Source organism: Mumia spirodelae (assembly GCF_050632745.1).
Lineage (GTDB): Bacteria > Actinomycetota > Actinomycetes > Propionibacteriales > Nocardioidaceae > Mumia.
Genome location: NZ_JBODSD010000001.1, coordinates 801,704 through 827,603, shown reverse-complemented (window position 1 = coordinate 827,603; position 25,900 = coordinate 801,704). Strand labels below are relative to the sequence as shown.

Below are 25,900 nucleotides of genomic sequence, written 5' to 3'. Positions count from 1 at the left end.
GTCCCCCGGGCTCAGGCCAGGGACCAGGCGATGCCGTCGAGGATGTCGTGCTCGGAGACGACCAGGGTGTCGGGCGTCGTCCGCGCGAGCAGCCGGGCGACGATCAGCGCACCGCCGCCGATGACGTCGGCGCGGCCCGGGTGCATGAACGGCCACGACCGGCGCTCCTCGACCGACGCCGCGACGATCGCGTCGCACGACGCGAGCACGTCGCTCACGGCGAGCCTGGCGTGGTGGATGCGTCCGGAGTCGTAGCGGTCGAGCCCGAGGACGTGCGCGGCGATCGTCGTGATGCTGCCCGCCACGCCCACGACCGTCGCCGCTGCACCGACGTCGACCTGCGCCCGCGAGAGGACCGCGTCGACGTCGGCGACGCACGCGGCGACCTCCTCGGGCGTCGGCGGGTCGCTGCGCAGGTGGCGCTCGGTCATCCGCACCGACCCGACGTCGAGCGACTGCTCCGCCTCCGCCGTGCCGTCGCGTCCGAGGATGAGCTCGGTCGACCCTCCCCCGAGGTCCACCACGAGGACCGGCTGGTCCACTCCGGGGAGATCTCGTGCGGCGCCGGCGAACGACAGCGCCGCCTCCTCCGCCCCGCTGACCACGTCCGGCGCGACGCCGAGGCGCTCACGGACCCCGGCGACGAACGCGTCCGCGTTCTCCGCGTCGCGCGTCGCCGACGTCGCCACGAACCGGACGCGCTCCGCACCCTCGGCCTCGATCACCTCGGCGTAGTCCTCGCACGCGGCGAACGTCCGCCCGAGCGCGCGGTCGTCGAGGCGCCCCGTCCGGTCCACGCCGTAGCCGAGCCGGACGATCTCCATCCGCCGGACGAGGTCGGCAGCAGTCCCGGCCTCGGCGTCCAGGTCGGTCACGAGGAGCCGGATCGAGTTGGTCCCGCAGTCGATCGCGGCGACCCGCGTCACTGGACGTCCTCGGCCCAGCCGGTGTCGATCCCGGCCAGCTGCGCCGGAGGCTCTCCAGGCCCGTCGCACGTCGTGCCGGTCCACCAGTCGCCGAGCAGGACGACGGCCTCGTCACCGAGCGGGTTCACCCCCGGGCCCTTGGCGAGCGCGTGCCCGACCAGCACGTGGAGGCACTTCACGCGCGTCGGCATCCCGCCGGCGGACACGTCGTCGATCTCGGGCACCACGGCGAGCGCGCGACGCTCCTCGAGGTACGAGGCGTGGGCGGCGGCGTACGCGGCCGCGAGGTCGGCGTCCTCGACGAGCCGCTCGCTCATCTCCCGCATCAGGCCGGACGCCTCGAGGGTGCCGATCATGCCGTTGAGGCGCGCGCACGTGACGTAGAAGAGCGTCGGGAACGGCGTGCCGTCGGGGAGGCGCGGCTCGGTCTTGACGACGTTGGGGTGGCCGGACGGGCAGCGGCTGGCGATGGCGACCACGCCTCGCGGCGCCCGGCCGAGCTGCTCCTTGATCGCGTCGAGGTCGGCCTGGGTCGGCGGCGTGTCCGTCACTGTCCTTCGTCCTGCTTCTGGGGGGTCACGACCTCGTCGGTCGGAGTGGGCTTCGTCTTGTCGGGGACGCCGCCGGCCACCTGGACCGAGCCCCACAGCGTGTCGTACCACTGGGGCCCGGGCGCGGTCGTCTCCGTCGCGTCGGGCAGCTCCGGGCCCTTGCCCACCGGCTTGCCGTCCGGACCGAGGACGGTGAACCCGATCTCGCCGGGCATCACCCACCCGAACCGCGACCGCGCCTGCTGCTCGACGTACTCCGGGTCGTCGAAGCGCGCCTTCTGCTCCTCCAGCTCCTCGATCGCCGCCGTCGACTCGGCGATCTGCGCCTTCGCCGTCGCCAGCGCGTCACGCTGCTGGAGGAAGGCCTTCAGGCTCGACGCGTACGAGATCGCGAGCACGAGGAGGACCAGCAGGAGCACGGCCATCCGACGGGTGATCCGCGGCGACCCGTACGTCGTGACGGCCTCGGTGGCCGCCGGCGCCGCGGCACGTCCACGCCGCGCGGCGCCCGGTCCGCGGACCGAGCGCCTCGAGGAGGGACGGCGCGACGTCGGCGGCACCGCGTCAGGCCTTCAGCCGCGAGAAGGCCGCACGACCGGCGTACGACCCCGCGTCGTCGAGCAGCTCCTCGATGCGCAGGAGCTGGTTGTACTTCGCGACCCGCTCCGAGCGCGCCGGCGCGCCAGTCTTGATCTGGCCGCAGTTGGTCGCGACCGCGAGGTCGGCGATCGTCGTGTCCTCGGTCTCGCCCGAGCGGTGACTCATCATGCAGCGGTAGCCGCTGCGGTGAGCCAGGTCGACGGCCTCGAGGGTCTCGGTCAGCGTGCCGATCTGGTTGACCTTCACCAGCAGCGCGTTGCCCGCGCCCTCGTCGATGCCCCGCTGGAGGCGCTCGGAGTTGGTGACGAAGAGGTCGTCGCCGACCAGCTGGACCTTGTCGCCCAGCTCGGAGGTGATGGCCTTCCAGCCGTCCCAGTCCTCCTCGTCGAGCGGGTCCTCGATCGAGACGATCGGGTACGACGCGACGAGGTCGGCGTAGTAGGCGGTCATCTCGGCCGCCGACTTGGTCGCCCCCTCGAAGCGGTAGCCGCCGTCGCCGAAGAACTCCGACGCGGCGACGTCGAGCGCCAGCGCGATGTCGGTGCCGAGCTTGAGGCCCGTCGACTCGACCGCCTTCGCGATCAGGTCGAGCGCCGCGCGGTTGGAGCTGAGGTTGGGAGCGAAGCCGCCCTCGTCGCCGAGCCCGGTGGCGAGCCCGTCGGCCTTCAGGACCGACTTCAGCGCGTGGTAGACCTCGACGCCCTGGCGCAGCGCCTCGGCGAAGCTGTCGGCGCCGATCGGGGCGATCATGAACTCCTGGATGTCCACGTCGGTGTCGGCGTGCGCGCCACCGTTGAGGATGTTCATCATCGGGACCGGGAGGACGTGAGCGTTGGCGCCTCCGACGTACTGGAACAGCGGGAGGCCCGCGGAGTCGGCTGCGGCGCGCGCGACGGCGAGCGAGACGCCGAGGATCGCGTTGGCGCCGTACTGGCCCTTGTTGGGCGTGCCGTCCAGACGCAGCAGGGTCTGGTCGACGTAGCGCTGCTCGTCGGCGTCGAGCCCGATGATCTCGGGGCGGATCGCCTCGTTGACGGCGTCGACGGCCTTCTGGACGCCCTTGCCGCCGTAGCGGTCGCCGCCGTCACGCAGCTCCACCGCCTCGAACTTGCCGGTCGAGGCACCGGACGGGACGTCAGCCCGGCCGATCGTGCCGTCGTCGAGCGCCACCTCGACCTCGACCGTGGGGTTGCCGCGCGAGTCGAGGATCTCTCGGGCTCCGACAGCTTCGATGCTTGCCACTACGGACTCCTAGCGAAGGATGGTCTGTGTCGTTCACATCCTAAGAGCACGGCCTCGCTGCACCGTCCTCGTCCGTCCCGTGGCGCGCCACCGGGTGCGGGCCGGCGCTCAGACGCGCTGGTCGGGCACGAGGTCGTTGACCGTACGACGCAGCGCCGCCTCGGGGTCCTCACCCGTCGCGCGCGCCTCGAGCACGAGCGCGAGCAGGCGCTCCCCGAGCGAGTCACCGTGCGGAGCCGGGACCACGCCGTTGCGCTGCAGGCGGCCCACGACCTTGTCCGCGTAGGCGAGTGCAGGGAGCGTCGGCGGCACGCCGTCGAGCACGGAGCTGCGCTGCTTCTCGGTCGCCTTGAGCCGCTGCCAGGCCGCGTCGACCTCCTCGGGCGTCGCCGCCTCGCCGTCGGCGAAGACGTGCGGGTTGCGGCGGACGAGCTTCTCGACGATGCCCGCGGCCACGTCGTCGATGTCCCACCCGTCGGGGGCCTCGTACCCGCTTGCGGCGGCACCCGGGCGGGCGGCGACGGCGGCGTGGAAGACGACCTGCATGAGGAGGTCGCCGAGCTCCTCGCGCAGCTCGTCGGTGTCGCCGCGGTCGAGCGCGTCGAGCACCTCGTACGCCTCCTCGAGGAGGTACTGCTGGAGCGAGGCGTGCGTCTGTTCGCGGGTCCACGGGCACTCGACGCGGAGCTGGTCCATCACGGCGACGAGGTCGAGCAGACGCGCTCCTGGCAGGTCGTACGAGCCGAAGACGACCTCCACGTCCGCGGTCGGGTCGGGTGCTGCACCGACCTCGGACACCAGCGAGTCCGCGAGACCGCGCGCCCACGCGACGTCACCGGTGGGGGCGACCCAGAGGGTGGCCGTCGCCGGGGTACGGTCGGTCGGAAGGGGCGCCGTGTCGACGGCGAACCCGGCCTGCACGATCGCCTCGACCGTGGGGTCGTCGGCCTCCGCGGCGACGATGCGGTCGGCCTCACGGACGGCGTCCCACGCCGCCAGCGTCATCAGTCCGGGTGCGACACGAGGGCTGGTGACGAGGATCCTCACTCGCTCGACTCTACGCCGCGGCACTGCTGGTTGGAGGGCAGCGTCGACGGGTCCACCTGGTCGAGCTGCTCGCGCGAGGCGGACAGGCTCAGGGCGGCGTCCGGCTGTCCCTCGGCGTCCAGCCCGAACCGCGGGTCCACGCTCGCGTCGACGCGACGGAGCTCCTCGGTCACAGCCGTGGTGCCCGCCTGCATCAGCTGCTCGGCGTTCGCCTGCGTCGGCGCCGTCCCGGTCTCGTCGGCACCGATCGCGGTGCGCAGGGCCTGGCTCTCGAAGTCGCGCTCGAGGATCTCCTGCACGTCGTCGGCGTGGTCGCCGAACATCGTCTCGAGCTGCGCGAGGTCGTCCGCCCCGAGCGCCCACTGCGTGCGCGGGACCGCGATGCCGCGCTCCTCGGCGAGGGACCGGGCGCCGGCGAGCTGCAGCTCCTGCGTGACGATGACCTGCCGGACCTGCCCCTGGCTCGGCACCTGCGACCCCTGCGACGTCGCGGCGGTCGCCAGGTAGGTGCACCCCGCGTCGGCGAGCGTGTCGAGCTGGCTCAGCGAGAGGCGGGAGTCGCCGACGACGACGGCGTCGCCCGGGAAGGTGGTGCCGCACCCGGCGAGCGCGAGCGACGCGGCGGCGACGGCGAGGAGCGGACGGAGCGGAGGGCGGCGGAGCATGCGGGGGCGTTCCTCTCGAGCAGACGGTCGCCGCGTGATGCGGAACACACGCGGCAGCCACAGCCTAACCACACCGCCGACCCCGAACCACGCCGGATCGAGGCGGCCGGGGGTCCTCCCCCGCTCAGGTCGCGCCGGCCTCAGGACTCGCGCCGTTCGCGCTCGCTCGCCCGGCGCAGTCCGGGCACGTCCCCCAGAAGACGACCTCGGCCTGGTCGACCGTGTAGCCGTGGGCGTCGGCCGGCGCGAGGCAGGGCGCCGCACCGACGACGCAGTCGACGTCGGTCACCCGTCCGCAGGTCGCGCACACGAGATGGTGGTGGTTGTCGGACGCGCGGGTCTCGAAGAGCGCCGGTGAGCCCGCCGGCTGGATGCGTCGGACGAGCCCGTGGTCCCCGCACGCGGCCAGCACGTCGTACACGGCCTGGACCGAGACCGACCCCAGGGCGTCACGGGTGACGGACGTGAGCGTCTCCGCGCTCGCGTGCGGCCGCTCGTGGAGCGCCTCGAGCACGGCGAGCCGCTGGCGCGTCACCCGCAGGCCGGCACCGCGCAGCGCGGTCTCGGCGTCCCAGGCCTGGGTCGGTGGCATGCTTCCACGGTCGACCCATGTCTGGAATCGTGCAAGTGGGCCGGATTGTCGGATTCGGCCGTCTCGGCGGCGGCCGACGACGACCTCTTCCGCACCGTCGACGAGCCGCTGCGCACCGTGAAGGTCACCTTGTGCCGGCCCTTCTTGGTCGCCCGCACCCGCCCTTCACGGCGTCGTCGGGGCCACCGGACCACAACTCCCCTGATCTGGCTCGAGGGCCTCGTCGCCCCCTCCCCCCACGCGCGATCCAACGGCCGATCGTCACCGCCGACGACGGGACGACGGTGATCGCGCGCGATCCGGGCACGCTCGCCCGGATCGTCGCGCACTGACCGCCGTCAGGGTGCGGTCGGCGCGATGACCGTGTCGATCAGCGTCCGGCACCAGTCCATCAGCTCGGCGTCGCGCAGCGGCTGACCCCCGACGGGCTTCGTCTTGGGCCGCGGCACCAGCAGGAGGTGCGCCGTGGCCTTGACGACCGACCCCGGGTAGACCCGCTTGAGCCGCAGCTGCCGCGACTCGGGCAGCTCGACACCGGCGATCCGGATGTTGTTGCCGGCCACGGTGAGCTCGGAGATGCCGGCGTCGCGGGCGCGCACCCGCAGGCGCGCCACGCCCAGCAGCGCCTCGACCGGGGCCGGCGGCTCGCCGTACCGGTCGACCAGCTCGTCGCGGACCTCGGCCACCTCGGCGTCGGAGCGCACGTCGGCGAGCCGCTTGTACATCTCGAGGCGCAGCCGCTCGCTCGGCACGTAGTCGTGCGGCAGGTGGGCGTCGACGGGCAGCTCGAGCTTGACCTCGCGCACCTCCTCGCCCTGGTCGCCGCGGAACTCCGCGACAGCCTCGCCGACCAGGCGCACGTACAGGTCGAAGCCGACGTCGGCGATGTGGCCCGACTGCTCCCCACCGAGCAGGTTGCCGGCGCCACGGATCTCGAGGTCCTTCATCGCGATCGCCATGCCGCCGCCGAGCTCGGAGTGCTGCGCGATGGTCGAGAGCCGCTCGTGCGCGGTCTCGGTGAGCGGCTTCTCCGGCGGGTAGAGGAAGTACGCGTACGCGCGCTCGCGGGAGCGTCCGACGCGTCCCCGGAGCTGGTGCAGCTGCGAGAGCCCGAGCATGTCGGCCCGCTCCACGATCATCGTGTTGGCGTTGGAGACGTCGAGACCGGACTCGACGATCGTCGAGCAGACCAGCACGTCGTACTTCTTCTCCCAGAAGTCGACCATGATCTGCTCGAGCTGGTGCTCGCCCATCTGCCCGTGCGCCATCGCGATCCGCGCCTCGGGCACCAGGTCCTTCAGGCGCTTGACGGCCTTGTCCATCGAGTTGACGCGGTTGTGGATGTAGAACGCCTGCCCGTCACGCAGCAGCTCGCGCCGGATCGCGGCGACGACCTGACGGTCCTCGTACGGCCCGACGAAGCTGAGCACCGGGTGCCGCTCCTCCGGCGGCGTCTGGATCGTCGACATCTCGCGGATGCCGGTCACCGCCATCTCGAGCGTGCGCGGGATCGGCGTCGCCGACATCGAGAGCACGTCGACGGCCGCCCGCAACGTCTTGAGCGCCTCCTTGTGCTCGACGCCGAAGCGCTGCTCCTCGTCGACGATGACGAGGCCGAGCTTGGGGATCTTGACGCCCTTCTGCAGCAGGCGGTGGGTGCCGATGACGATGTCGATCGAGCCGTCGGCGAGCCCGTGGAGGACCTCCTTGGACTCCTTCTCGGTCTGGAACCGCGAGAGCGCCCGCAGGGTCACCGGGAACTGCGCGTAGCGCTCGGAGAACGTCGCGAAGTGCTGCTGGACGAGCAGCGTGGTCGGCACCAGGACGATGACCTGCATGCCGTCCTGGATCGCCTTGAACGCGGCGCGGACGGCGATCTCGGTCTTGCCGTAGCCGACGTCGCCGCAGACCAGGCGGTCCATCGGGACGGGCCGCTCCATGTCGCGCTTGACCTCGTCGATCGTCGCGAGCTGGTCGGGGGTCTCGTGGTACGGGAAGGCGTCCTCGAGCTCACGCTGCCACGGGGTGTCGGCGCCGAAGGTGTGCCCCTGGGTCGCCTGCCGCGCGGCGTACAGCTTGATGAGCTCGCCGGCGATCTGCTTGACCGCCTTGCGGGCACGGGACTTGCGCTTGTTCCAGTCGGCGCCGCCGAGCCGGTCGAGCGAGGGCTGCTCGCCGCCCACGTAGCGCGTGACCTGGTCGAGCTGGTCGGTCGGCACGAACAGCCGGTCCGGCGGCTGACCGCGCTTGGACGCGGCGTACTCGATCACGAGGTACTCGCGGACCGCGCCCTGGACGGTGCGCTGCATCATCTCGACGTACTTGCCGACGCCGTGCTGGTCGTGGACGACGTAGTCGCCCGGGGTCAGCTCCAGCGGGTCGATCTGCTTGCGGCGGCGCGAGGGCATCTTGCGGTCGTCGCGCGGGGCGGCCGCGGTCTGGCCGACGAGGTCGTCCTGGGTCAGCACGACGAGGTCGATGCCCTCGGCCACGAGGCCGTGGTCGATCTCGCCGCACATCACGTGGACGACGTGCGGGGTCAGGTCGTCGACCGTCACCGTCGGGTGGAAGCGCGCCGGGATGTCGTGCTCGCCGAGCACCTCCACGCCGCGCGCCGCCTGCCCCTCGCCCGGCGTGACCAGGGCGACGCGCGTGCCGGCCGACAGCCAGCCCTTGAGGTCGACGAGTGCACGCTCGACCTCACCCCGGTACGACGGGGTCGGTGCGAACGGCAGGTTGACGCTCTCGGCGTCGAAGCGGTCGAAGGCACCGCCGCTGGTCGCGTCGTCCGAGCCGCGGGGCGAGGACGCGTCGAGACCCTCGTCCAGCAGGAACGGGGAGGTCGACCACCACGCGCGCCCGGAGGCGAGCACGTGCTGGCGCACGTCGGCCAGCGACCAGTACGCCGCGGCGCCCAGGTCGATCGGCGCCTTGCCGCCACCCGCGGCCGCCGCCCAGGACGCGGCGAGGAACTCCTCGCTGGTCGCGACCAGGTCGTGCGCGCGGGTGCGGACCCGCTCGGGGTCGCAGACCAGGACGGTCGCGGCCGGCGGCAGCAGGTCGACCAGCAGCTCCATGCCGTCGACGAGCGCGGGCGCGAGCGACTCCATGCCCTCGACCGCCTGCCCCTCGGCGAGCCTGTCGAGCATCTCGGCGAGCTCCGGGTGCGCGGCGGCGAGCTCGCGCGCCCGGGCGCGGACGTCGTCGTTCAGGAGCAGCTCGCGGCACGGCGGCGCCCAGACGTGGTCGACGGGGTCGGTCGAGCGCTGGTCGGCGACGGAGAAGTGGCGGATCTCGTCCACCTCGTCCCCGAAGAACTCCACGCGCAGCGGGTGGTCCTCGGTCGGCGGGAACACGTCGATGATGCCGCCGCGGACGGCGAACTCTCCCCGCTTGGTCACCAGGTCGACACGCGTGTACGCGGCGTCGGCGAGGCCCCGGACGACGTCCTCGAGCTCCGCCACCTCCCCACGGCGCAGCGCGACGGGCTCCAGGTCGGCGAGGCCCTTGACCTGCGGTTGCAGCACCGACCGGATCGGCGCGACCACGACCTGGAGCGGCCCGGCGTCGGGCGTCGACCCCGGGTGCACGATCCGGCGCAGCACGGCGAGGCGCCGGCCGACCGTGTCCGAGCGCGGCGACAGGCGCTCGTGCGGGAGCGTCTCCCACGCCGGGAAGTCGGTGACGTTGTCCGGCCCGATGAGGGACCCGATCTCCTCGGTCAGCGTCTCGGCCTCGCGCGCGGTGGCGGTGACGACGAGCACGCAGGAGCTCGCCGGCACGAGCGTGGCGGCGAGGAACGGACGGAGGGACGGAGGTGCGGAGAGGTCGAGCGCCGTCACGCCCGCCCGACGGTCGGCGACCGTACGGACGAGGAGCGGATCGGCTGCGACCGCCTCGGCCAAGGCGTGCAGGGGCGGCATAGGTCCTCAAGACTAGTCCGCACCGCCGAACGCGTCCCCCGGCACCTCGGCCGAACGCGCCGCGAAATGTCCGGTTCAGCCTGAAACCATCCTTGCAGGGCCCAGGGATGGCCTCTAGCGTGAGGGCGTTCACGCCCCGACGCGAGCAGAAGGTCCTATGCACCGGTCGATCCGAGTCGCCCTCGCGACGCTCCTGTTCGGCAGTCTGGTCCCGCTGACCGTGCTCGCGAGCCCCCCGGCACAGGCAGAGCCGCAACCCGCGTTCAAGGTCGTGTGCGTCCCGCAGAAGATGGCGAAGAACGACCCCATCGTGTTCCCGGGTCAGCCAGGGCGCTCGCACATGCACACGTTCTACGGCGCACGCAAGGTCCCCGCCGGCGCGACGGTGAAGTCGCTCCTCGCGGGACCGCGATCGGCTTGTGGAGCGGGATTCGCAGGCGCCGACCGCTCCGCGTACTGGATCCCCACCCTCTACAAGAGGGGCAAGCCGGTCTACTCCAAGAAGGGCCGCCTCGAGCTCGCCGTCTACTACGAGCGGGCCGGTGGCGCCAAGGGGGCGCGCATCAAGCAGGCGTTCCCGCGGGGCCTGCGGATGATCGCCGGCGACATGCACTCGACCAAGCCGCAGCACAACGTCTGGTACAAGTGCGCGGTCACCAAGGAGTCCGGACGCCAGTCCAAGCTCAGCCGCCGCTTCCCGTCCTGCCGGTCGAACGAGACCCTGATCTCCGAGCTGGTCTTCCCCGACTGCTGGGACGGCAAGCGCCTCGACTCGCCCAACCACAAGGCGCACATGAGGTTCTCCCGGGGCAAGCGCGCGAGGTGCCCGAAGAGCCATCCCGTCAAGCTGCCTCAGGTGACCTTCGAGGCCTGGCACCACGGCGTCAACGGCCGCGCCAAGGCGTTCCGTCTGGCCAGCGGCAGCGCCTACACGATGCACGGCGACATCATGTCGGCGTGGAGGCCGCGCGCCTTCGCCCGTCTGGTCAACCGGTGCCTCAACGTGGCGAGGGACTGCACGCCGCTGCGGCTGGACCAGATCGGCCGCAGCAGCGTGAGGGAGGCCCAGGTCGACGCGCAGCTCGCGGTCGCACCCGAGCGGGCGACCCCGGCCGTCGCGACGCCGGTCCCGGCCGGCCACGACCACGCCGGCAGCGACCAGAGCGAGGACATCGTCCCCGCTGCGGACACCGACCGCGGAGGGCGGTCGGCCCACTCCCACGGCGTGACCACGACCGTGACGACCGAGCTGTCGACCGCGACCCGGGCCGAGCGGGTGAACGTCGCCGCTGCGCGTCAGAGCGAGGGCGTGACGCAGGATCCGATCCGGCTCGCCGCCCTCGCGATCACCGGAGCGACGGTCCTGCTCGGCGGCTTCGTGGCGCTGATGTGGGGCGGCGGCCTGCGGTCGCGGGCCGGGTCCCGCCGCTGACGGACGGCGCAGACGCGTCGACCACGGCGCGGAGGGGCGGGCCGAGGCGCCCGCCCCTCCGCGCGCCGGCTCAGCGGCGCTTGCCCTTCTTGTGGTGCTTCCTGTGGTGGTGGTGCGCCTTGTGCTTCTTGGCGAGCTTGTACTTGACGAGCGTCGACTCCGGCGCCGGCTGCCCGCCGGAGAACAACGCCTCCAGCTCCGGTGCGGAGGTCGCGTACAGCGCCCCCTTGGCGTACTCGACCGACGTCGCCCACGGCAGCGCCGCGAACGTCTTCGGCGTGCTGCTGCCCCGCTTGAGCACGGAGATCTTGTTGCCGAAGAGCTCGGTCACGTAGATGTCGCCCTTCGGCGTCACCGCGAGGTTGGTCGCGCCGAGGAACCCGCGGGCGACCTTCTTGGTCCGCCCGGTGTACGGGTTGACCTTGTAGACCGCGCCGCGCGCGCCGAGGCTCGGGTCCTCCGGACCGCCGGGGAGCAGGCTGACGTACAGCCAGCCGTCAGGACCCCACTCGACGTCGGTGGGCACGGGGTCGAAGTAGTACTTCAGGCCGACCGCGCACTCCGGGATGCCGAACGCCCCAGCGAGCTCGGCGGTGATGAGGACCGGCTGGCCCGGCATCAGGGCTAGGGTCGTGATCTGGCCGCTGCGGCTGATCCGCTGGATCGAGTTGGCTCCGGCGTCAGCGACGAAGGTCGTCCCGAACGGCCCGGGCAGGGTCGCGTACGGGTGCGGGTTGACGTCGCCCGTGTAGGTCGCCGGAGGCGGCCCCGGCTGGCTCGGGTCCTCCGGCGGCGGGGGCCACTGGGCCGCGCACTCGTCACTGATCCCGCGCGCACCGTAGACCACGTCGCCGTCGGGGTTGTTGGCGATCTCGTACGCCCCGGTGTCCGCGAGCGTCGTGACGTTGCCGCCCTGGTCGATGGCCTTGACCCCGGTGAACCCGCCCGGGTTCGCCGGGTCGCCCGAGAACCCCGTCTCCGCGAACAGCACCCTCCTGCCGGCTACGGACACGCCGCCGACCTCGGGCGGGCTCTCGGCGCCCGCGGCGGGCACGGACTGGTAGATGTCGCTGCGGGCGCCCTTCTTGGGGATCTTGGTGAGGGTGCCCGGGAAGTTCTGCGTGACGTAGGCCGTGCCGTCGGGCGCGACCGCCGAGCTCAGCGCGGTGAACAGCCCGTCGGCGACGGTGGTCGGGGTGGGTGGCTTCGGCGGCTTGTGGCCGCCGTGCGCCTGGGCGGGTGAGATCGTCAGACCGAGCGCGAGCGCGGCTGCGGCCCCGACGACGATGGCGGGTGTTCGTCTCATGGTGTGGTTCCCCCGGTGAGGTGCGAGGTCGCCCGAGACCGACCGGTGGACAACCCGGTCAGGCTGGCACAGGCACCGACCCCTCTATCCGGACATTTCACCAACTCGCGGAGTCCGTCAGCTGACCGACGAGGGAAGCTCGGCTCCCGGGTTCGCCTCCAGCCACTCCTGCGCCCGGTCCTCGCGGACGGCTCCCCACAGCTCACGCCCCTTGTCCCGGTCGAGGTAGACGACCGACTCGTCCCCCTCCCGCCCGAGCCCGCGGACCGGCGCGGTGGTGAAGACGACGTCGGAGGCGCGCAGGCCGCGCATCGACAGCACCAGGTCGCGCATGTCACCGGTCGTCCACTCGGCGTCGACTGTCAGGTGGTCGGTCAGCGTGTCGAGGATCCCGTACGCCTTCACCGGGTTGCGGGTGGCTCCGGACGCGAGCGTCTGGTGCATCAGCGCGCGCAGCACGTTCTGCTGACGCTTGACGCGATCGAGGTCGCCGGCCGGGAGTCCGTACCGCTGGCGCACGTAGCGCAGCGCGTCGTCGCCGTCGAGACGGTGCTCGCCCGCCTCCCACGTCTTGTCGCGCAGCGGGTCGTGGACGGTCTGCGGCACGGTCACGGTGACCCCGCCCAGCTCGTCGGTGAGCGCGCGGAAGCCGCTCCAGTCGACGACGGCGAGGTGGTCGATCCGCAGGTCGGTGATGCTCTCCACGGTCTCGACGGCCAGCGAGGGGCCGGCCATCGAGAACGCCGCGTTGACCTTGCTCGCGCCCCGACCGGGGATCGTCACCCAGGAGTCGCGCGGGATGGAGACGATCGAGGCGCCCTCGCGGTCGGCGTCGACGTGCAGGACCATCAGGGCATCGCTGTTCTGGCGGCCCGGCAACCAGGTCGGCGCCTGAGCCTCCTCCCCCGTCGTCGGCAGGTCGGAACGACGGTCGGTCGCCATCAGCAGGATGTTGAGCGCCCCGCCGGACGACGGCGCCGGGCGGTTCTCGAGCCCCGTGAACGCGTCGTCGACCCGATCCACGTTGTCGACGAGGCGGTCCTGCAGGTACCACGACACGCCCGCGCCCACCAGCGCCAGAAGGACCAGGCAGGCGACGAGGCCGATCAACGCGTTGCGGAGCGGGCGGCGTCTCCGCGGGCTGCCCTCGGAACCGCCGACCTGCGCTGGGGGCGTCGTCTCGGCCATCGCGCGCACCAGCGTACGCGCGCGGGGCTCAGTGCGCGCGCGCTCCGGACGCCGCCGCGTTGATCGCGGAGACCACGCGCAGCTCCCGCTCCGCCGGGATCCACAGCACGTCCCCGCGTCCCACCTCGGGGACGATCGGGACCACGCGCGGCCCGGCGACGAACGCGTACGGCTTGTAGCCCAGCGGCTCGAGCGCTGCCGCCACGTCCAGGAACGTGTGACCGAACGCCGGCATCAGGCCCGAGTTGAACTCGCCCAGGATCACCGGCCGGTGCTCGGCCAGCATCAGCTGCGCGCCGCCGAGCACGAGCATCTCCGCGCCCTCGACGTCGATCTTCACCAGCGACGCCGAGCGACCGGGTGCCACCTCGTCCAGCAGGTCGTCGAGCGTGCGGACGGCGACCTCGAAGGTCGGCATCGCCGGGTCGTGACGGTTGGTGCGGAGGTAGGCGTTGCCGGTGGGGGCGTCGCGGTCGACCGACATCGTCGTCCGCCCGGGCGCATCGGCGAGGGCGGTGTGCACCGTCGTCACGAGGTCCTCGAAGCCGTTCAGCCGGACGGCGTCGACCAGCCGCGAGTGGTTGGTGGGGATCGGCTCGACGGCGATCACGGAGGCCCCCGTACGCCGTGCGGCCGCCGCCAGCGGGAGCGTGACCAGCCCGACGTTCGCCCCGATGTCGAGGACGAGGTCCCCTGGCTGCATCAGGAGGGAGAGCACCGGGGCGACGAAGTCGTCCGGCCCGTTGGCGAACACTCCCGCCTCGGTCCGGCTCCGGAGGTCGACGAGGTAGTCGAAGCCTGCGTCGTCGTGGATGCGGCGGACGCAGGCGTCGGGCGGCAGCACGCGTGCGGCGATCCTCGTCGCCCGCGCCTTGCCACGCCACGCAGGCAGGCGTCGCAGCACCGAACCGACACGATCCACTGCGCCCATGGGTCCCCCAGAGGACTCTCGACAACCGTCGACGCCCTCACGCTAACCACGGCCGCAGGTCACGTCCCCGCTTTGCCGGACTCCGTCGCTCAGTCGACGACGGCAGGGAGCGAGCCCCCGCCGGTGGCGGCCAGCCACTCGCCGAGGCGGTCCTCGCGCAGGGCCCCCCACATCTCGCGACCCCGGTCGCGGTCCAGCCGCACGATGCTCTCGCCGCCGGCACGCCCGAGCCCCTTGATCGGGACGGTCGTGAAGACGACGTCGTCGGCGCGCAGGCTGCGCAGCGACAGCGCCAGGCCGCGCATGTCGCCGACCGACCATCCGTCGTCGACGGTGAGGTTGCGGGTGGCGGTGTCGAGGAGCCTCAGCACCGTGCGCGGGTTCGCGAGCACGTCGCGGGTCAGCGTGCGCTGCAGGAGGGCACGCAGGACGGCCTGCTGCCGCTCGACCCGGTCGAGGTCACCTCCCGGGAGCCCGTAGCGCTGGCCGACGTACGCGAGCGCGTCCGCGCCGTCGAGCTCGTGGGCCCCGGCGGTCCAGGTCCGGTCACGTGCACTGTCGTGCACGGTGGCCGGGACGTCGACCGTGACCCCGCCGAGCGCGTCGATCATGGCCGCGAAGCCCTGCCAGTCCACGACGGCGAGGTGGTCGATCCGCAGGTCCGTCAGCTCCTCGACCGTCTGGACCGCGAGCGACGGTCCGGCGAGCGAGAACGCCGCGTTGACCTTGTGGGGCCCGTGTCCCGGGACGGTGACCCACGCGTCGCGCGGGATCGAGACGATCGAGGCTCCCTCACGGTCGCCGTCGACGTGCAGCACCATCAGCGCGTCGGTGCGCTGCTCGCCGGGGAGCCACGCCGGCGCCTCGGCGTTCGCCCCCGTCGTGGGGGTGTCGGACCGACGGTCGGTGCCCATCAGGAGGATGTTGACCGCGTCCCCGGGAGTGCCCGCGGCACGCGCCGGTCGCGTCTCGAGACCGGCGAACGCGCCCTGGACCTGGGTGATCTGGCCTCCGAGCCGGCTCTGCAGCCACCACGCGCCGGCACCGAGCACCAGCGCGAGCAGCACGACGCAGGACGCGAGACCCACGAGGGCCTTGCGGAGCGGGCGAGAACGGCGGACGAGCCGACGCGGGCGCGGGGCCTGCTCGGGCGCGTCCGACACGACGTCGTCAGACAAGGGGGGACTCCGAGAGCGGGGGGGATTTCCGCAGGCCCAGACCTGCGGAACACCCACGCTAGCCCGACGCACCGGCCCTTCGTGGGCGAATGCACAAGGTGGTCGGCGAGGGACGCGTCACGCCCTCACCGAGCGGGACCTCGCAGCGAGGATCAGCCCTCGACGACACCGGCCCCGCGGACGAAGGACGCCACCTGCTCGGCCATCTCGGGGCGGCACACCAGGAGGTCCGGGAGCCACGGGTTCTCACGGTTGTACTCCAGCGGTGCACCGTCGGCGCGGCTGGTGTGGAGGCCGGCCGCCCGGGCGACCACCACGGGCGCCGCGGAGTCCCACTCGTACTGGCCGCCGGCGTGCACGTAGACGTCGGCGAGGTCGCGCACCACCGACATGACCTTGACGCCGGCCGAGCCCATCGGGACCAGCACCGCGCCGGTCTCGGCCGCGAGCGCGTCGACGAAGGCCGGCGGCCGGCTCCGGCTCACCGCGATCCGCAGCGGTCCCTCCGCGCGCGGGCCGACGACGGGGGCCTTCGCCGTGCAGAAGGTCTCACCGAGGGCGGGCTGCGCGACCGCCCCCGCGACCAGGTCGCCGTCCTCCCAGAGCGCGACGTGGACCGCCCAGTCGTCGCGCGGCGGCTCGGAGAACTCCCGTGTGCCGTCGAGCGGGTCGATGATCCACACGCGCGCGGCGTCCACCCGCGCACGGTCGTCGGCCGCCTCCTCGCTGAGGACGGCGTCCCCGGGACGGTGCTCGGCGAGGAGCGCGGCAAGGACGTCCTGGGCAGCACGGTCGCCGGCGTCCTTGAGCTCCTTGCCCTCCAGACCACCGGCCCGCACCTCGAGCAGGCGCTCGCCCGCGCGGTCGGCGAGCCATCCCGCGAACGCGTGGTCGTCAGCGGGGGCAGCGCCCTGATCGGCGGCGTACGGCATCGTCCGTCCTCGGGGTCGGGGGGTGGTTCACGTCAGCCTATCGGCCCGTAGTACGCCGATATTCCCCAGCCGGACACCTCCGACGCCTAGACTTCGACAACGGGGCGTGCTGTGGACAGGGCTCGAGGGCCCCGGTCCACCGTGACGACCACGTAGGCTTCTCCCGTTGTCCGGCGTACCAGAGGTTGGTCATGACATTCCGTCAGGTGCTCGAAGTGCTGTGGCAGCGCCGACTCCTCATCGGCGCCACCCTCGTGCTCGTCCTCCTCGTCGCGATGCTCTACCTGTCCCGCCAGGTCCCGACCTACTCGTCGCAGGCGACGGTCCGTATGAGTGCGGCCGCCACGTCGGCCGGAGAGGGCAGCGGCAGCTACGAGGGGATCGAGCTCGACGTCGACACCGAGTCGGTCACCTCGCCGGCCGTCCTGGAGCCGGCCGCCCAGTCGCTCGGCGGCTCGACGGCGAGCGACGTGGGTTCGGTCACCGCGACCCTGATCGAGGGCGTGCGCACCAACCGCATCGCGATCGACGCCTCCGGCAGCACGCCGGAGGAGGCACAGGCGCGCGCCAACGCGGTCGCCAACGCGTACGTCGGCTACCTCCAGGCCCAGGTCGACGCCGCCGCGGAACGGCTCGAGAAGGACAAGGCCGAGCAGACGCGGGCCGTCAACGCCTACCAGAAGCAGCTCGGGGCGAACTCCAAGGACCAGGTCGCGCTGACCAACCTCACGTCGGCCACGACAGCGCTGAGCGACACCAACACCAAGATCAGCAAGCTCGAGAATGCCGGCGCCCCGGCCGTCGTGCTCAAGGAGGCCGGCCCGGGCGCGTCCGACGCGACGCCCCCGGTGACGGTGATCGCGATCGGCCTCCTCGCCGGCCTGATCGCCGGTGCCGGTGTCGCTCTGGTGCGCGAGCAGTTCGACGACCGGCTCCGCGAGCAGGGGGAGATCGAGCCGCTCACGGGAGTCCCCGCGCTCGGCGAGCTCGCCCTCAACCGTCAGCGCACGCCGAAGGGCGAGCGCCCCGTCCTCCCCACGGCCGACCGTCGGCACACCGCCTTCAACGAGGGCGTCCGCGCGCTCCGGACGTCGTTGCAGGTCCTCATGCCGCCCGAGCACGGCGTGCTCGTCATGACGAGCCCCGAGCCCGGCGACGGCAAGACGTTCGTCACCGCCAACCTCGCCGTGTCGTGGGCCCGCGCCGGCAAGAAGGTCGTGCTGGTGGGCGGCGACCTCCGCCGTCCGCGTCTCGACCTCTACTTCGGCGACGCCGCCGACGGAGCCGGGTTCGCCGACCTCGCCTCGCGCGGCGACCGCGACGGTGTCGGCGAGGTGACCCAGGACGACGTCGCGGCGGTGCTGCGCCCGACGGAGTTCGAGGGCCTGAGCATCCTCCCGCCGGGCGACGTCCCGCCGGACCCGGCCGACCTCCTCGCGAAGCGCTCCGCCCGCGCGGTGGTCGACCACCTCCGGCACATCGCCGACGTGGTCATCGTCGACAGCCCGCCGGCCCTGGGCATGACCGACGCGACCCTCCTCGCAGGCATGGCCGACGGCGTCGCCGTCCTGGCCTCGGCGGGCCGCTCGAACCGCTCGACGCTGATCGACGCCGTGCGCACCCTGCGGTCCAACAACCGCAACGTGCTCGGCGTGATCCTGAACCGCTCGCGGCGCCGGCTCCCCAAGTCCTACCGCGACTACTACCTGGGCAGCCGGGCTGCGGAGTCGCGCACGCCCAGCCGCGTGCGCGAGGCCGCGAGCGAGGCGCCGGAGACGGTGGAGAGGCCGGAGACGGTGGAGAGGCCGGAGACGGACGTGACCCCGGAGCCGGCGGCACCGCGGAGCCCCGCGCCCGAGGCGTCCGCCGAGGCACCCCGAGCGTCGCAGACGACCCCGACCCCTCACACGGCTCCGGCACCCCAGACGGCTCCGGCCGCCGGCGTCCCGGAGCGCGCGACCGCGCCGGAAGGCTCGGCGTCCGCGACTCCGACCAGGGAGACGCGCGCGACGGACCGCGACGAGTCGACCGTGACGACGGCGGTGATGCCGGCGGTCACCGAGCACGACGACCGGCCGACCGGTGCCTCCGCGGGAGCGGCCCGTGGCGACGACGGCGAGGACGACCGACGTGGCGGCACGCCGTTCCTCGAGCGCGCGTTCGCCCGCCCTCACTCCGAGGGGCCGCGCCCCGAGTGACCGGGAATCCGGGCGAGCACCGCCTCGACCGCCGCCACCCGGTCGTCCCAGGTCGGCACGTCGACCTGCCGTGACGGGGTCCACGGCGCCGCGAGGAGGTCGTGCACCGCGCTCGTGAAGGCCGCTCCCGACGCCACGACGACGCCGTCGTCCTCGGCGTCGCGGAACCCGGCGACAGGGGTCGACACGACCGGGCGCCCGACGGCAAGGTACTCGTACAGCTTGATCGGGTCGAGGCTGTCGGTGAACGCGTCGACCACGTGAGGCACCACCAGCGCGCCGGCGTGCTGGAGGTAGGAGGGGATCGTCTGGTACGGCCGCGGCCCCAGCACCCCGACACCCGGTGAGGAGTGCAGGAGGGCACGGTTCTCGGGCGTGAGCGCGTCCGGCCCGACGAGCACGAGCGTGCCGCCGACGTCGGCGAGAGCGGCTCCGGTCGCCACGACCAGCGCGACGTCCGTCCGGTCCTCGTGCAGCGTCCCGACGTACACCGCCACCGGGCCGGGCGGAAGGTCGGCGGGACGGTCGCTCGGCTCCCGGTAGCGCGCGAGGTCGACCGCGTTGGGCACCAGCGTCACCTCGCGCACCCGCCCCTTGCTGGCGGCGAGACCCGTGGAGCAGACCACGACCTCCGCGGCGTGCGCCAGCAGGTACGCGTCGTTGTCGTGCGTACGACGTGCCGTCCGGCCACCGCGGTCGGCGAGCACCCAGTCGTCGGTGATGTCGTACAACGCGGGCCACCCGGTCCTGAGCGCCGGCGCCCAGCCCGGGTCGTTGACCCACAGCACCGGGTCGTGGAGCCCCAGCCGTCGTACGGCGCGGCGCAGGCCGTGCACCAGCCAGCGGTCCGACGCGGGCCCCAGGGCGCGGGGCAGCGGCTTGGTGAGCTGCAGCCGCTGGAGCCGCGGGCGGCCCGGGACGCTCCTGAGCCCGGCGCCCCGACGTGGACGCCGCCGGGAGAGCGCGTCGTGGACCGGGTCGCTCGCCGGCTCGACGAACAGCACGCGGAGCCCGGGATCACGCGCGAGGAGGCCGTCGACGAGGTACTGGTTGCGACGCCACACGTCGTCCCAGGGTTCGAGGGACAGGACCACCAGCGGGCGGCTCACCGCGCCAGCACCCGTTCGTACACCGCCAGCGTGTCGCGGGCCTGCCGGTCGAGCGTGAAGTAGTCCCGCTGGCGCTGCTGCAACGCGCTCCCGTAGCGGTCCCGTCGCGGTGCGTCGTCGGCCAGCGCCCGCAGCAGCCGGGCGGCGCCCTCGCTGTCGCCGGGGGCGAAGAGCGCCGCGTCGGGGACGCTCCCGGCCGTCTCGAGGTGCCCTCCCGCGGCGGTGGCGACCACGGGAAGGCCGTGCGCCATCGCCTCGACGACGCTCAGACCGAGCCCTTCGAGCGGCGTGGGTGCCAGGAGCACGGCGGCCCGGTCGTAGAGCGACGGGAGATCGTCGCGGTGGCCCAGGAAGTCGACCTGCGCCGTCACGCCGAGGGAGTCGGCGAGCCGTCGCAGGGCCGCCTCCTCGCTCCCGGCCCCGGCGATCTCGAGCCGCCAGCCGTCGTCGCCGAGCCGGCTGGCAGCCCACGCGCGCACCGCCGTCTCCGTGTTCTTCTCGGCCTCCAGGCGCTGGGCGACGAGCACCGTCGGCGAACGCCGGCTGCTGCCCAGCGTGTGCTCCGACGACGGGACCCCGGAGTGGACGACGTCGTACGTCCCGCCCGCCTCGCGCGCGACGAAGTCGGAGATGGCGATCTCGGCCGCGAGCCGGCGTTCGACGCCGCGTCCGACGGCGCGCACGAGACGGCTCGACCCGCGGACCGTGCCGAAGTGGCGCGTGGCCACGACCGGGACCCGGCGCACCGTCCCCACCACCGTGCCGACGAGCTCGGCCTCCGTCATGTGCGCGTTGACGAGGTCGGCACGCGTGCGTACGGCCTGCCGCAGCGCCTCCCCGACCGATCCCCCGGGGGACCACGTCACGGCGGTCCCGTCCAGGGCGGCTCGCATGGCGTCCTCGCGGCCCCCGACCACCTCGACCTCGGCACCGTGGGAAGCGAGCGTGCGGGCGGTCGTGGCGACGTACCGCTCGACCCCCGCGAACCCGTCGCTGCAGACGAGGTGCAGCACCCGCATGCTCACCGCGGACGCTCCCCGACCGTCGCCGGACCGGCCAGGTAGAGATCGCGACGTCGGCGCGCGGCGGCGCCCCGCTCACCGGGCAGGACCCACCCGCGCACCGCAGCACCGGTGACCATGCCGGCGCGGAAGACCCGCCACCCCCGACGGCCGTGGTGCTTGCGGACGAACGCCTCCAGCGACGCGTGGAACCAGGCCTCGCGGCGCGCCGGGTCTCCGCCGGTCCCCGCCCCGACGTGCGAGGTCTCGGCGTCGGCGACGGCGATCGTCCAGCCGCGCTCCCGGGCGCGCTTCTGCCAGTCGGTCTCCTCGGCGTAGAGGAAGAAGCGCTCGTCCATCGGGCCGACGTCGTCCCAGGCGTCGGCGCGCAGCAGGAGCATCGAGCCGATCGCGAAGTCCTCGCGCCGGCGCAGCCGACCGAGCCCGAAGGCCTCCACCCAGGCACCGACCGGACTGGGGAACGGCCAGAGGACGCGCGCCGGCCGGCCCGTCGCCGGGTCCACCTGGCTCACCCCGACCGCCGCCACGCGACCGCGGTGGGCGACTTCCTGCATCGCCGCCACCGCCTTGGCGTCCATGCGCGCGTCGGGGTTGAGCAGCAGCAGGTCAGGGCGCTCTCCTGTGGCGTGCAGCGCGCGGACCCCGACGTTGACGCCGGCGCCGAATCCGAGGTTGGCCCCCGGGTCGAGGTACGCGGCACCGTGGCGCGCGGCGACCTCCGCGACGGCGGCCGCCGAGGAGTTGTCGACCACCAGGACCGGCAGAGCACCGCCGAGCGCCGCCAGGCAGTCGTCGAGCATCGCCGGGTCGCCGTAGGCGACGACGAGCACGTGCACCGGAGGGAGCCCGGCACCGTCGACGCCGAGGCCGCGGGTGCCGCCGGTGAGCCCCAGCACGCGCCGGTAGAGCGCCAGGTGCTGAGCGGCCACGGCGTCCCAGCCGTAGCGGGTCGCGTGCTCCAGGCCGCGTGCCCGGTGCTCGCGCCACAGCTGGGGCTCGGCCACCTCGTCCAGCGCCGCGAGGAGCTCGTCGAGGTCCGCAGGCTCGACGAGGAGCCCGGCGTCGGCGACGACGTCGGGCAGCGCGCCGCTGCGGTTGGCCACGACCGGCGTGCCGCAGGCCATGGACTCGACGACCACGCGGCCGAACTGCTCCAGCCACCCGGGCGTCGGCAGGCTCGGGACGACGGTGACGTCGCACCGGCGGTAGTGCCCAGCGAGCGCGTCGCCGGACACGTGACCGAGGAACGTCACCCGCTCCTCGACGCCCAGGGCCGACGCACGCGCGGCCAGGGCCGCGCGCTGCGGCCCGTCGCCGGCGACCCGCAGCGTCCAGCCGGGGCGCTTGGCCAGGACGTCGAGGAGGATCGCGACCCCCTTGTGCGGCTCGAGCCTCCCGGCGTAGCCGAGGACGAGCCGGTCGGGGTCGGGCGCGTCACGCTCGACGGGCCCCAGGCGGTCGGTGTCGACCCCGAGGCCGATCAGCTCAGCAGGTCCGCGCAGGCCCTTCGCGGCGAGGATGCGACCGGCCTCCGCGTTGCAGACGTACGCCCCTGCCGCGTGCCGCAGCGCCGACCGCTCGAACCACCGGAACGGCGGCGGGTAGCGCTTCGGGATGTTCTGGGCGGAGTAGAGCAGGTACGGCGCACGCTGCCGCCGCAGCGCGGCCAGCAGCCGGATCTCCGCGACGGCGAGGCTGCACGGCTCCTCGTGGAGGTCGATCACGTCCCACGACCGACCGAGCAGGCGCCACAGGGGCCGAGGGTCGTACGCGAAGACGTTGGGGTGGGTGCCGAGCGTGCCCGCGCCCTCCACGAACGTGTCGCCGTCGGCGGCGAGGTCGAGGTCGGCACCCCCCTCGTTCCATCGCCGGGCGGAGAGGAGCGTGACGTCGACGCCCTCGGCGGCGAGGCGGCGCTCGCGCTCCCGCCAGGCCGGGACCACCCCATGGTGGGCGACACGTAGGACCCTCACTGACCGCCCGCCTTCTGTCCGCCTGACCCGAGTGGCAGTCGACAGCCTATTGCGTCGATCGGCCTCGGGTGACCGGTTCCGACAGCTACGCTGACGCACACCGCGACCACGTGAACCCACCGCTGGAGACACCATGACCGACGCTGCGCCGCTCCCCTCTCCGATCGACTCCTGGCGAGACCGGTGGACCGGCAGCCCGGACGGCGTCGTCGTCCTCGACCTCGGTCTCCAGCCGGCCTCCGACCTGTTCCCCGCGCCCGGCGACCCCGAGCCCGACCCGGAGTACTCGGTTCGGATGGTGTTCGGCACGACCAGCAACCTCCTCCAGCTCGAGGACGACCCGACCGAGCCGGAGGAGCCGCTCGGCGTCGAGCCGCGCGCGCTGGTCGAGCAGGCGGAGAAGTGCGTCACCGACCTCGCCGCCGCCGGGTTCGTCGTGGAGGGCACCCGCTTCGTGGACTACCCGAGCCCGCACGGCGGCTCGTGGACGCCGCAGCTCACGCTCCGCGGCGCCACGAAGGTCGACGCCGGTCCGGCCGACCTCGTCGTCGACGTCCACGGCATGATGCACGACCGGGAGCAGCGTCCCGCCTTCGTCGAGCGCCTCGAGCACCTCGACGACGACGGCGTCGTCGCGATGATGATCCACAACGTCGCGTCGATCCTGCGCGTGGGCATGTGGAACGCCCTCAAGAGCGGCCACTTCGCGTACTACTCGACGCCGGCGCTGGTGTCGATGGCGAACGAGATCGGGCTGACGGCCGTCGGCGCCTGGGAGTACCCGCTCTACCAGAACGGCACCACGATGCTCGTCTTCGCCAAGGACGGCAGCCGCTGGGGAGGCCAGGCGCCGGAGGTGACCGCGCTGATCGAGCGCGAGACGGCCGAGGGCATCACCGATCCTGAGCGCGTCGCCGCGCTGGGGCGGGCGCTCGAGGAGTCCGTCGCGTCGATCCGCGCGTACTTGAGCGATGCCACCGGGCGGGGGCTCACCGTCGCCGGCTACGGCGCGGCGTCGCGCACCTCGTCGCTGCTCCAGTGCGCCGGGGTGACGAAGGCCGACATGGTCACCGTCGCCGATGCCGCGACCGGCAAGCACGGACTCACCATGCCCGGCAACCGGATCCCGATCGTGTCCCCGCAGGACCTCGTCGGCCTGCGACCCGACCGCGTGCTGCTCTTCGTGCCCGACCTGCTGCCGGAGGTGCGCAAGGCGCTGCCGGCGATCGAGGCGAACGGCGGCCGCTGGGTCGTGCTGGAGCCCATGCCGCACGAGGTCGAGCCGCTCGCCTGAGCGGTCGGGCCCCGAGCGGTCGGCCCCCGAGCGGTCAGCCCTCGACGCCGAGGAACCGCTTGTACTCCTGCCACGACTGGCCGCTGCGGTCGCGCTCGCTGACGATCGTGACCGGGGCGGGCCACGGGACGGCGAGGTCGGGGTCGAAGCAGTCGACCGTCGTGTCCTCCCCGGGTCCGTAGAAGTCGTCGATCCGGTAGCAGAAGTCGGTCACCGAGGTCAGCGCCTGGTAGCCGTGGAGGAACCCGCGCGGGATGTAGACCTGGCGGTGGACCTGGTCGTCGAGCAGGAAGGTCCTCATCTCGCCGAACGTCGGCGACCCCACGCGGGTGTCGATCGCGACGTCCAGGACCGCGCCGTGCGAGCACCGGACCAGCTTGGCCTCGCCCGCGTTCATCCGGCCGTGCAGCCCTCGGACCACGCCCTGGTAGGAGCGGGACTGGTTCTCCTGCTTGAAGCCCGCCGGGTCGATCCCCGCGTCCGCGAGGACGTTGACGTCCATGGTCCGGGTGAAGTAGCCACGCTCGTCACGGTGGGGCGTGGGCTCGAACACGAGCAGCCCGTCGATCCCTGTCTCGGTCACCTTCATGCGCGCCACACTAGAGCAACCTCGGCCCGTCCGGAGGCGGTCTGCTCAGGTCGCCGCGCGCTCCAGGAAGGCGTCGACCTGGCGCTCCATCGCTGCCCGGGGATCGTCGCCCCCACGCACCGCCTTCTCCCACTCGACGGTGAACCGCAGCGCCTCGTCCACCCCGAGCGCCGGTGCCCACCCGAGCTCCGAGCGCGCCTTCGCCGAGTCGAGCGAGAGCAGCCCCGCCTCGTGCGGTCCGCGGTCCCCGGTCGTCTCCCAGCGCGCTCCGTCGCCCCACAGGGCGGCGGTCCGGTCGGCGACCTCGCCGACGGTCAGCACGTCCTCGGCGGACGGACCGAAGTTCCACGCCGTGTCGTTGAGCTCCGGCTCGAGCTGCTCCGCCAGCGTGAGGTAGCCGTTGAGGGGCTCGAGCACGAGCTGCCACGGGCGTACGGCCTCCGGGTAGCGCAGGACCGCGGCGCGCCCCGCGGCGTACGACCCGATCAGCTCCGGCATGAGCGCGTCGGGGGTCGCGTCTCCGCCGCCGATGACGTTGCCCGCGCGCGCCGAGGCCACCGCGTAGCCCTCGCGCCGGAACGAGACGGCCATCGAGTGCGTCACGAGCTCGGCCGCCGCCTTGCTCGCGCTGTAGGGGTCGTCTCCCCCGAGGTGGTCGATCTCGCGGTAGCCCCAGGTCCACTCGTTGTTGCGGTAGACCTTGTCGGTCGTGACCACCACGCACCGCGAGACCCGGGCCGCGGCGCGGGTCACGTCCAGCACGGTGAACGTGCCCTCGACGTTGGAGGAGAAGGTCTCGCCCGGGTCGACGTACGACGCGCGCACGATCGACTGCGCGGCCAGGTGGAGGACAGCGTCGGCGCCGGACGCCTCCAGCGCCGCAGACAGCGCCTCACGGTCGCGGATGTCCCCGGTCACGTCGCTCGCGACCAGGTCGGCGATGCCGGCCCGCTGGTAGAGGAAGTCGTCCGGGGTCTTGAGCGCGTAGCCGTGGACCCGGGCGCCGAGCCGGTCCAGGAGCACGCACAACCACGCCCCCTTGAACCCTGTGTGGCCGGTCACGAAGACGTCGCGGTCCCGCCAGAGGTCTGCACGCATGGCGTTACCGTACCGGGCGGCGCGGGCCCCGACGGGTGATTCGGTTCTCTCCGGCGAACTTGCCCAAACCGGCCCGGCGAACCCCTCGGTCGGGAAGAATCGGC

At 73.2% G+C, this 25,900-nt stretch carries 21 protein-coding genes; 3 read left to right on the top strand and 18 right to left on the bottom strand.

Translation table 11 applies throughout. The features are described from left to right. Positions 1-11: 11 nt before the first annotated feature. The 8 genes from ACQSSQ_RS04085 to mfd all read right to left on the bottom strand — a co-directional run bounded on the left by ACQSSQ_RS04085 (position 12) and on the right by mfd (position 9,546). Entirely contained in the window at positions 12-926 is a 915-nt protein-coding gene (locus ACQSSQ_RS04085) for a Ppx/GppA phosphatase family protein (RefSeq protein ID WP_431325756.1), read from the bottom strand. Then, positions 923-1,477, bottom strand: a complete 555-nt coding sequence (locus ACQSSQ_RS04080) for a DUF501 domain-containing protein (protein WP_431325755.1) — start codon at positions 1,475-1,477, stop codon at positions 923-925. The genes ACQSSQ_RS04085 and ACQSSQ_RS04080 overlap by 4 nt, the downstream gene beginning before the upstream one ends. Beyond that, positions 1,474-2,037: an FtsB family cell division protein gene (locus ACQSSQ_RS04075; RefSeq protein WP_431325754.1), complete on the bottom strand. Its 564-nt coding sequence runs from the start codon at positions 2,035-2,037 to the stop codon at positions 1,474-1,476. The genes ACQSSQ_RS04080 and ACQSSQ_RS04075 overlap by 4 nt, the downstream gene beginning before the upstream one ends. A 4-nt stretch (positions 2,038-2,041) precedes the next feature. Next, positions 2,042-3,319, bottom strand: coding sequence for a phosphopyruvate hydratase (gene eno / locus ACQSSQ_RS04070; protein WP_431325753.1), 1,278 nt, complete (start codon positions 3,317-3,319; stop codon positions 2,042-2,044). A gap of 108 nt (positions 3,320-3,427) precedes the next feature. Further along, positions 3,428-4,366 (bottom strand): nucleoside triphosphate pyrophosphohydrolase, encoded by a 939-nt coding sequence (locus ACQSSQ_RS04065; protein WP_431325752.1) that lies wholly within the window; start codon positions 4,364-4,366, stop codon positions 3,428-3,430. After that, positions 4,363-5,031 carry a hypothetical protein gene (locus tag ACQSSQ_RS04060; protein WP_431325751.1) on the bottom strand — a complete coding sequence of 223 codons (669 nt, stop codon included), beginning with the start codon at positions 5,029-5,031 and terminating at the stop codon, positions 4,363-4,365. Before ACQSSQ_RS04060 ends, ACQSSQ_RS04065 begins: the two co-directional genes overlap by 4 nt. Positions 5,032-5,155: 124 nt before the next feature. Beyond that, positions 5,156-5,623: a Fur family transcriptional regulator gene (locus ACQSSQ_RS04055; protein WP_431325750.1), complete on the bottom strand. Its 468-nt coding sequence runs from the start codon at positions 5,621-5,623 to the stop codon at positions 5,156-5,158. A gap of 338 nt (positions 5,624-5,961) precedes the next feature. Beyond that, entirely contained in the window at positions 5,962-9,546 is a 3,585-nt protein-coding gene (gene mfd / locus ACQSSQ_RS04050; RefSeq protein ID WP_431325749.1) for a transcription-repair coupling factor, read from the bottom strand. 157 nt (positions 9,547-9,703) lie between these two features. On the opposite strand from mfd, the gene ACQSSQ_RS04045 reads away from it, so the two are divergent. Beyond that, positions 9,704-10,978: a DUF1996 domain-containing protein gene (locus tag ACQSSQ_RS04045; protein WP_431325748.1), complete on the top strand. Its 1,275-nt coding sequence runs from the start codon at positions 9,704-9,706 to the stop codon at positions 10,976-10,978. Between the two features lie 70 nt (positions 10,979-11,048). On the opposite strand, the gene ACQSSQ_RS04040 is transcribed toward ACQSSQ_RS04045, so the two are convergent. The 5 genes from ACQSSQ_RS04040 to ACQSSQ_RS04020 form a co-directional block, all read right to left on the bottom strand. Further along, positions 11,049-12,284, bottom strand: a complete 1,236-nt coding sequence (locus ACQSSQ_RS04040) for a ScyD/ScyE family protein (protein WP_431325747.1) — start codon at positions 12,282-12,284, stop codon at positions 11,049-11,051. A 117-nt stretch (positions 12,285-12,401) separates the two neighbouring features. Then, positions 12,402-13,472, bottom strand: coding sequence for an LCP family protein (locus tag ACQSSQ_RS04035; protein WP_431325746.1), 1,071 nt, complete (start codon positions 13,470-13,472; stop codon positions 12,402-12,404). Positions 13,473-13,500: 28 nt separating this feature from the next. Next, on the bottom strand, positions 13,501-14,376 hold the full coding sequence (locus ACQSSQ_RS04030; protein WP_431325745.1) for an FkbM family methyltransferase: 876 nt from the start codon (positions 14,374-14,376) through the stop codon (positions 13,501-13,503). Between the two features lie 116 nt (positions 14,377-14,492). Next, positions 14,493-15,581 (bottom strand): LCP family protein, encoded by a 1,089-nt coding sequence (locus ACQSSQ_RS04025; protein WP_431325744.1) that lies wholly within the window; start codon positions 15,579-15,581, stop codon positions 14,493-14,495. A 152-nt stretch (positions 15,582-15,733) separates the two neighbouring features. After that, a complete protein-coding gene (locus ACQSSQ_RS04020; protein WP_431325743.1) occupies positions 15,734-16,513 on the bottom strand; it encodes a 3'(2'),5'-bisphosphate nucleotidase CysQ in 780 nt (259 codons plus the stop codon). A gap of 191 nt (positions 16,514-16,704) precedes the next feature. Between ACQSSQ_RS04020 and ACQSSQ_RS04015 the strand changes: the two genes are divergently transcribed. Then, positions 16,705-18,711 carry a tyrosine-protein kinase domain-containing protein gene (locus tag ACQSSQ_RS04015; protein WP_431325742.1) on the top strand — a complete coding sequence of 669 codons (2,007 nt, stop codon included), beginning with the start codon at positions 16,705-16,707 and terminating at the stop codon, positions 18,709-18,711. Here the strand turns inward: ACQSSQ_RS04015 and ACQSSQ_RS04010 are convergent. Genes ACQSSQ_RS04010 through ACQSSQ_RS04000 form a run of 3 tightly spaced genes read right to left on the bottom strand, consistent with a single transcriptional unit; the run spans position 18,684 to position 22,815 of the window. Further along, positions 18,684-19,820 carry a glycosyltransferase gene (locus ACQSSQ_RS04010; RefSeq protein WP_431325741.1) on the bottom strand — a complete coding sequence of 379 codons (1,137 nt, stop codon included), beginning with the start codon at positions 19,818-19,820 and terminating at the stop codon, positions 18,684-18,686. The two genes, ACQSSQ_RS04015 and ACQSSQ_RS04010, sit on opposite strands and share 28 nt — an antisense overlap. After that, on the bottom strand, positions 19,817-20,839 hold the full coding sequence (locus ACQSSQ_RS04005; RefSeq protein ID WP_431326771.1) for a glycosyltransferase family 4 protein: 1,023 nt from the start codon (positions 20,837-20,839) through the stop codon (positions 19,817-19,819). The genes ACQSSQ_RS04010 and ACQSSQ_RS04005 overlap by 4 nt, the downstream gene beginning before the upstream one ends. Positions 20,840-20,841: 2 nt before the next feature. Continuing rightward, positions 20,842-22,815, bottom strand: coding sequence for a glycosyltransferase (locus ACQSSQ_RS04000; RefSeq protein ID WP_431325740.1), 1,974 nt, complete (start codon positions 22,813-22,815; stop codon positions 20,842-20,844). A 133-nt stretch (positions 22,816-22,948) separates the two neighbouring features. Between ACQSSQ_RS04000 and ACQSSQ_RS03995 the strand changes: the two genes are divergently transcribed. Continuing rightward, positions 22,949-24,109: a Rossmann-fold NAD(P)-binding domain-containing protein gene (locus ACQSSQ_RS03995; RefSeq protein WP_431325739.1), complete on the top strand. Its 1,161-nt coding sequence runs from the start codon at positions 22,949-22,951 to the stop codon at positions 24,107-24,109. A gap of 34 nt (positions 24,110-24,143) precedes the next feature. Here ACQSSQ_RS03995 and ACQSSQ_RS03990 read toward each other — a convergent pair whose 3' ends face one another. Both ACQSSQ_RS03990 and rfbG read right to left on the bottom strand, forming a co-directional pair. Next, positions 24,144-24,698: a dTDP-4-dehydrorhamnose 3,5-epimerase family protein gene (locus ACQSSQ_RS03990; protein WP_431325738.1), complete on the bottom strand. Its 555-nt coding sequence runs from the start codon at positions 24,696-24,698 to the stop codon at positions 24,144-24,146. 45 nt (positions 24,699-24,743) lie between these two features. Further along, positions 24,744-25,796, bottom strand: coding sequence for a CDP-glucose 4,6-dehydratase (rfbG, locus tag ACQSSQ_RS03985; protein WP_431325737.1), 1,053 nt, complete (start codon positions 25,794-25,796; stop codon positions 24,744-24,746). Between the last annotated feature and the right edge of the window lie 104 nt (positions 25,797-25,900).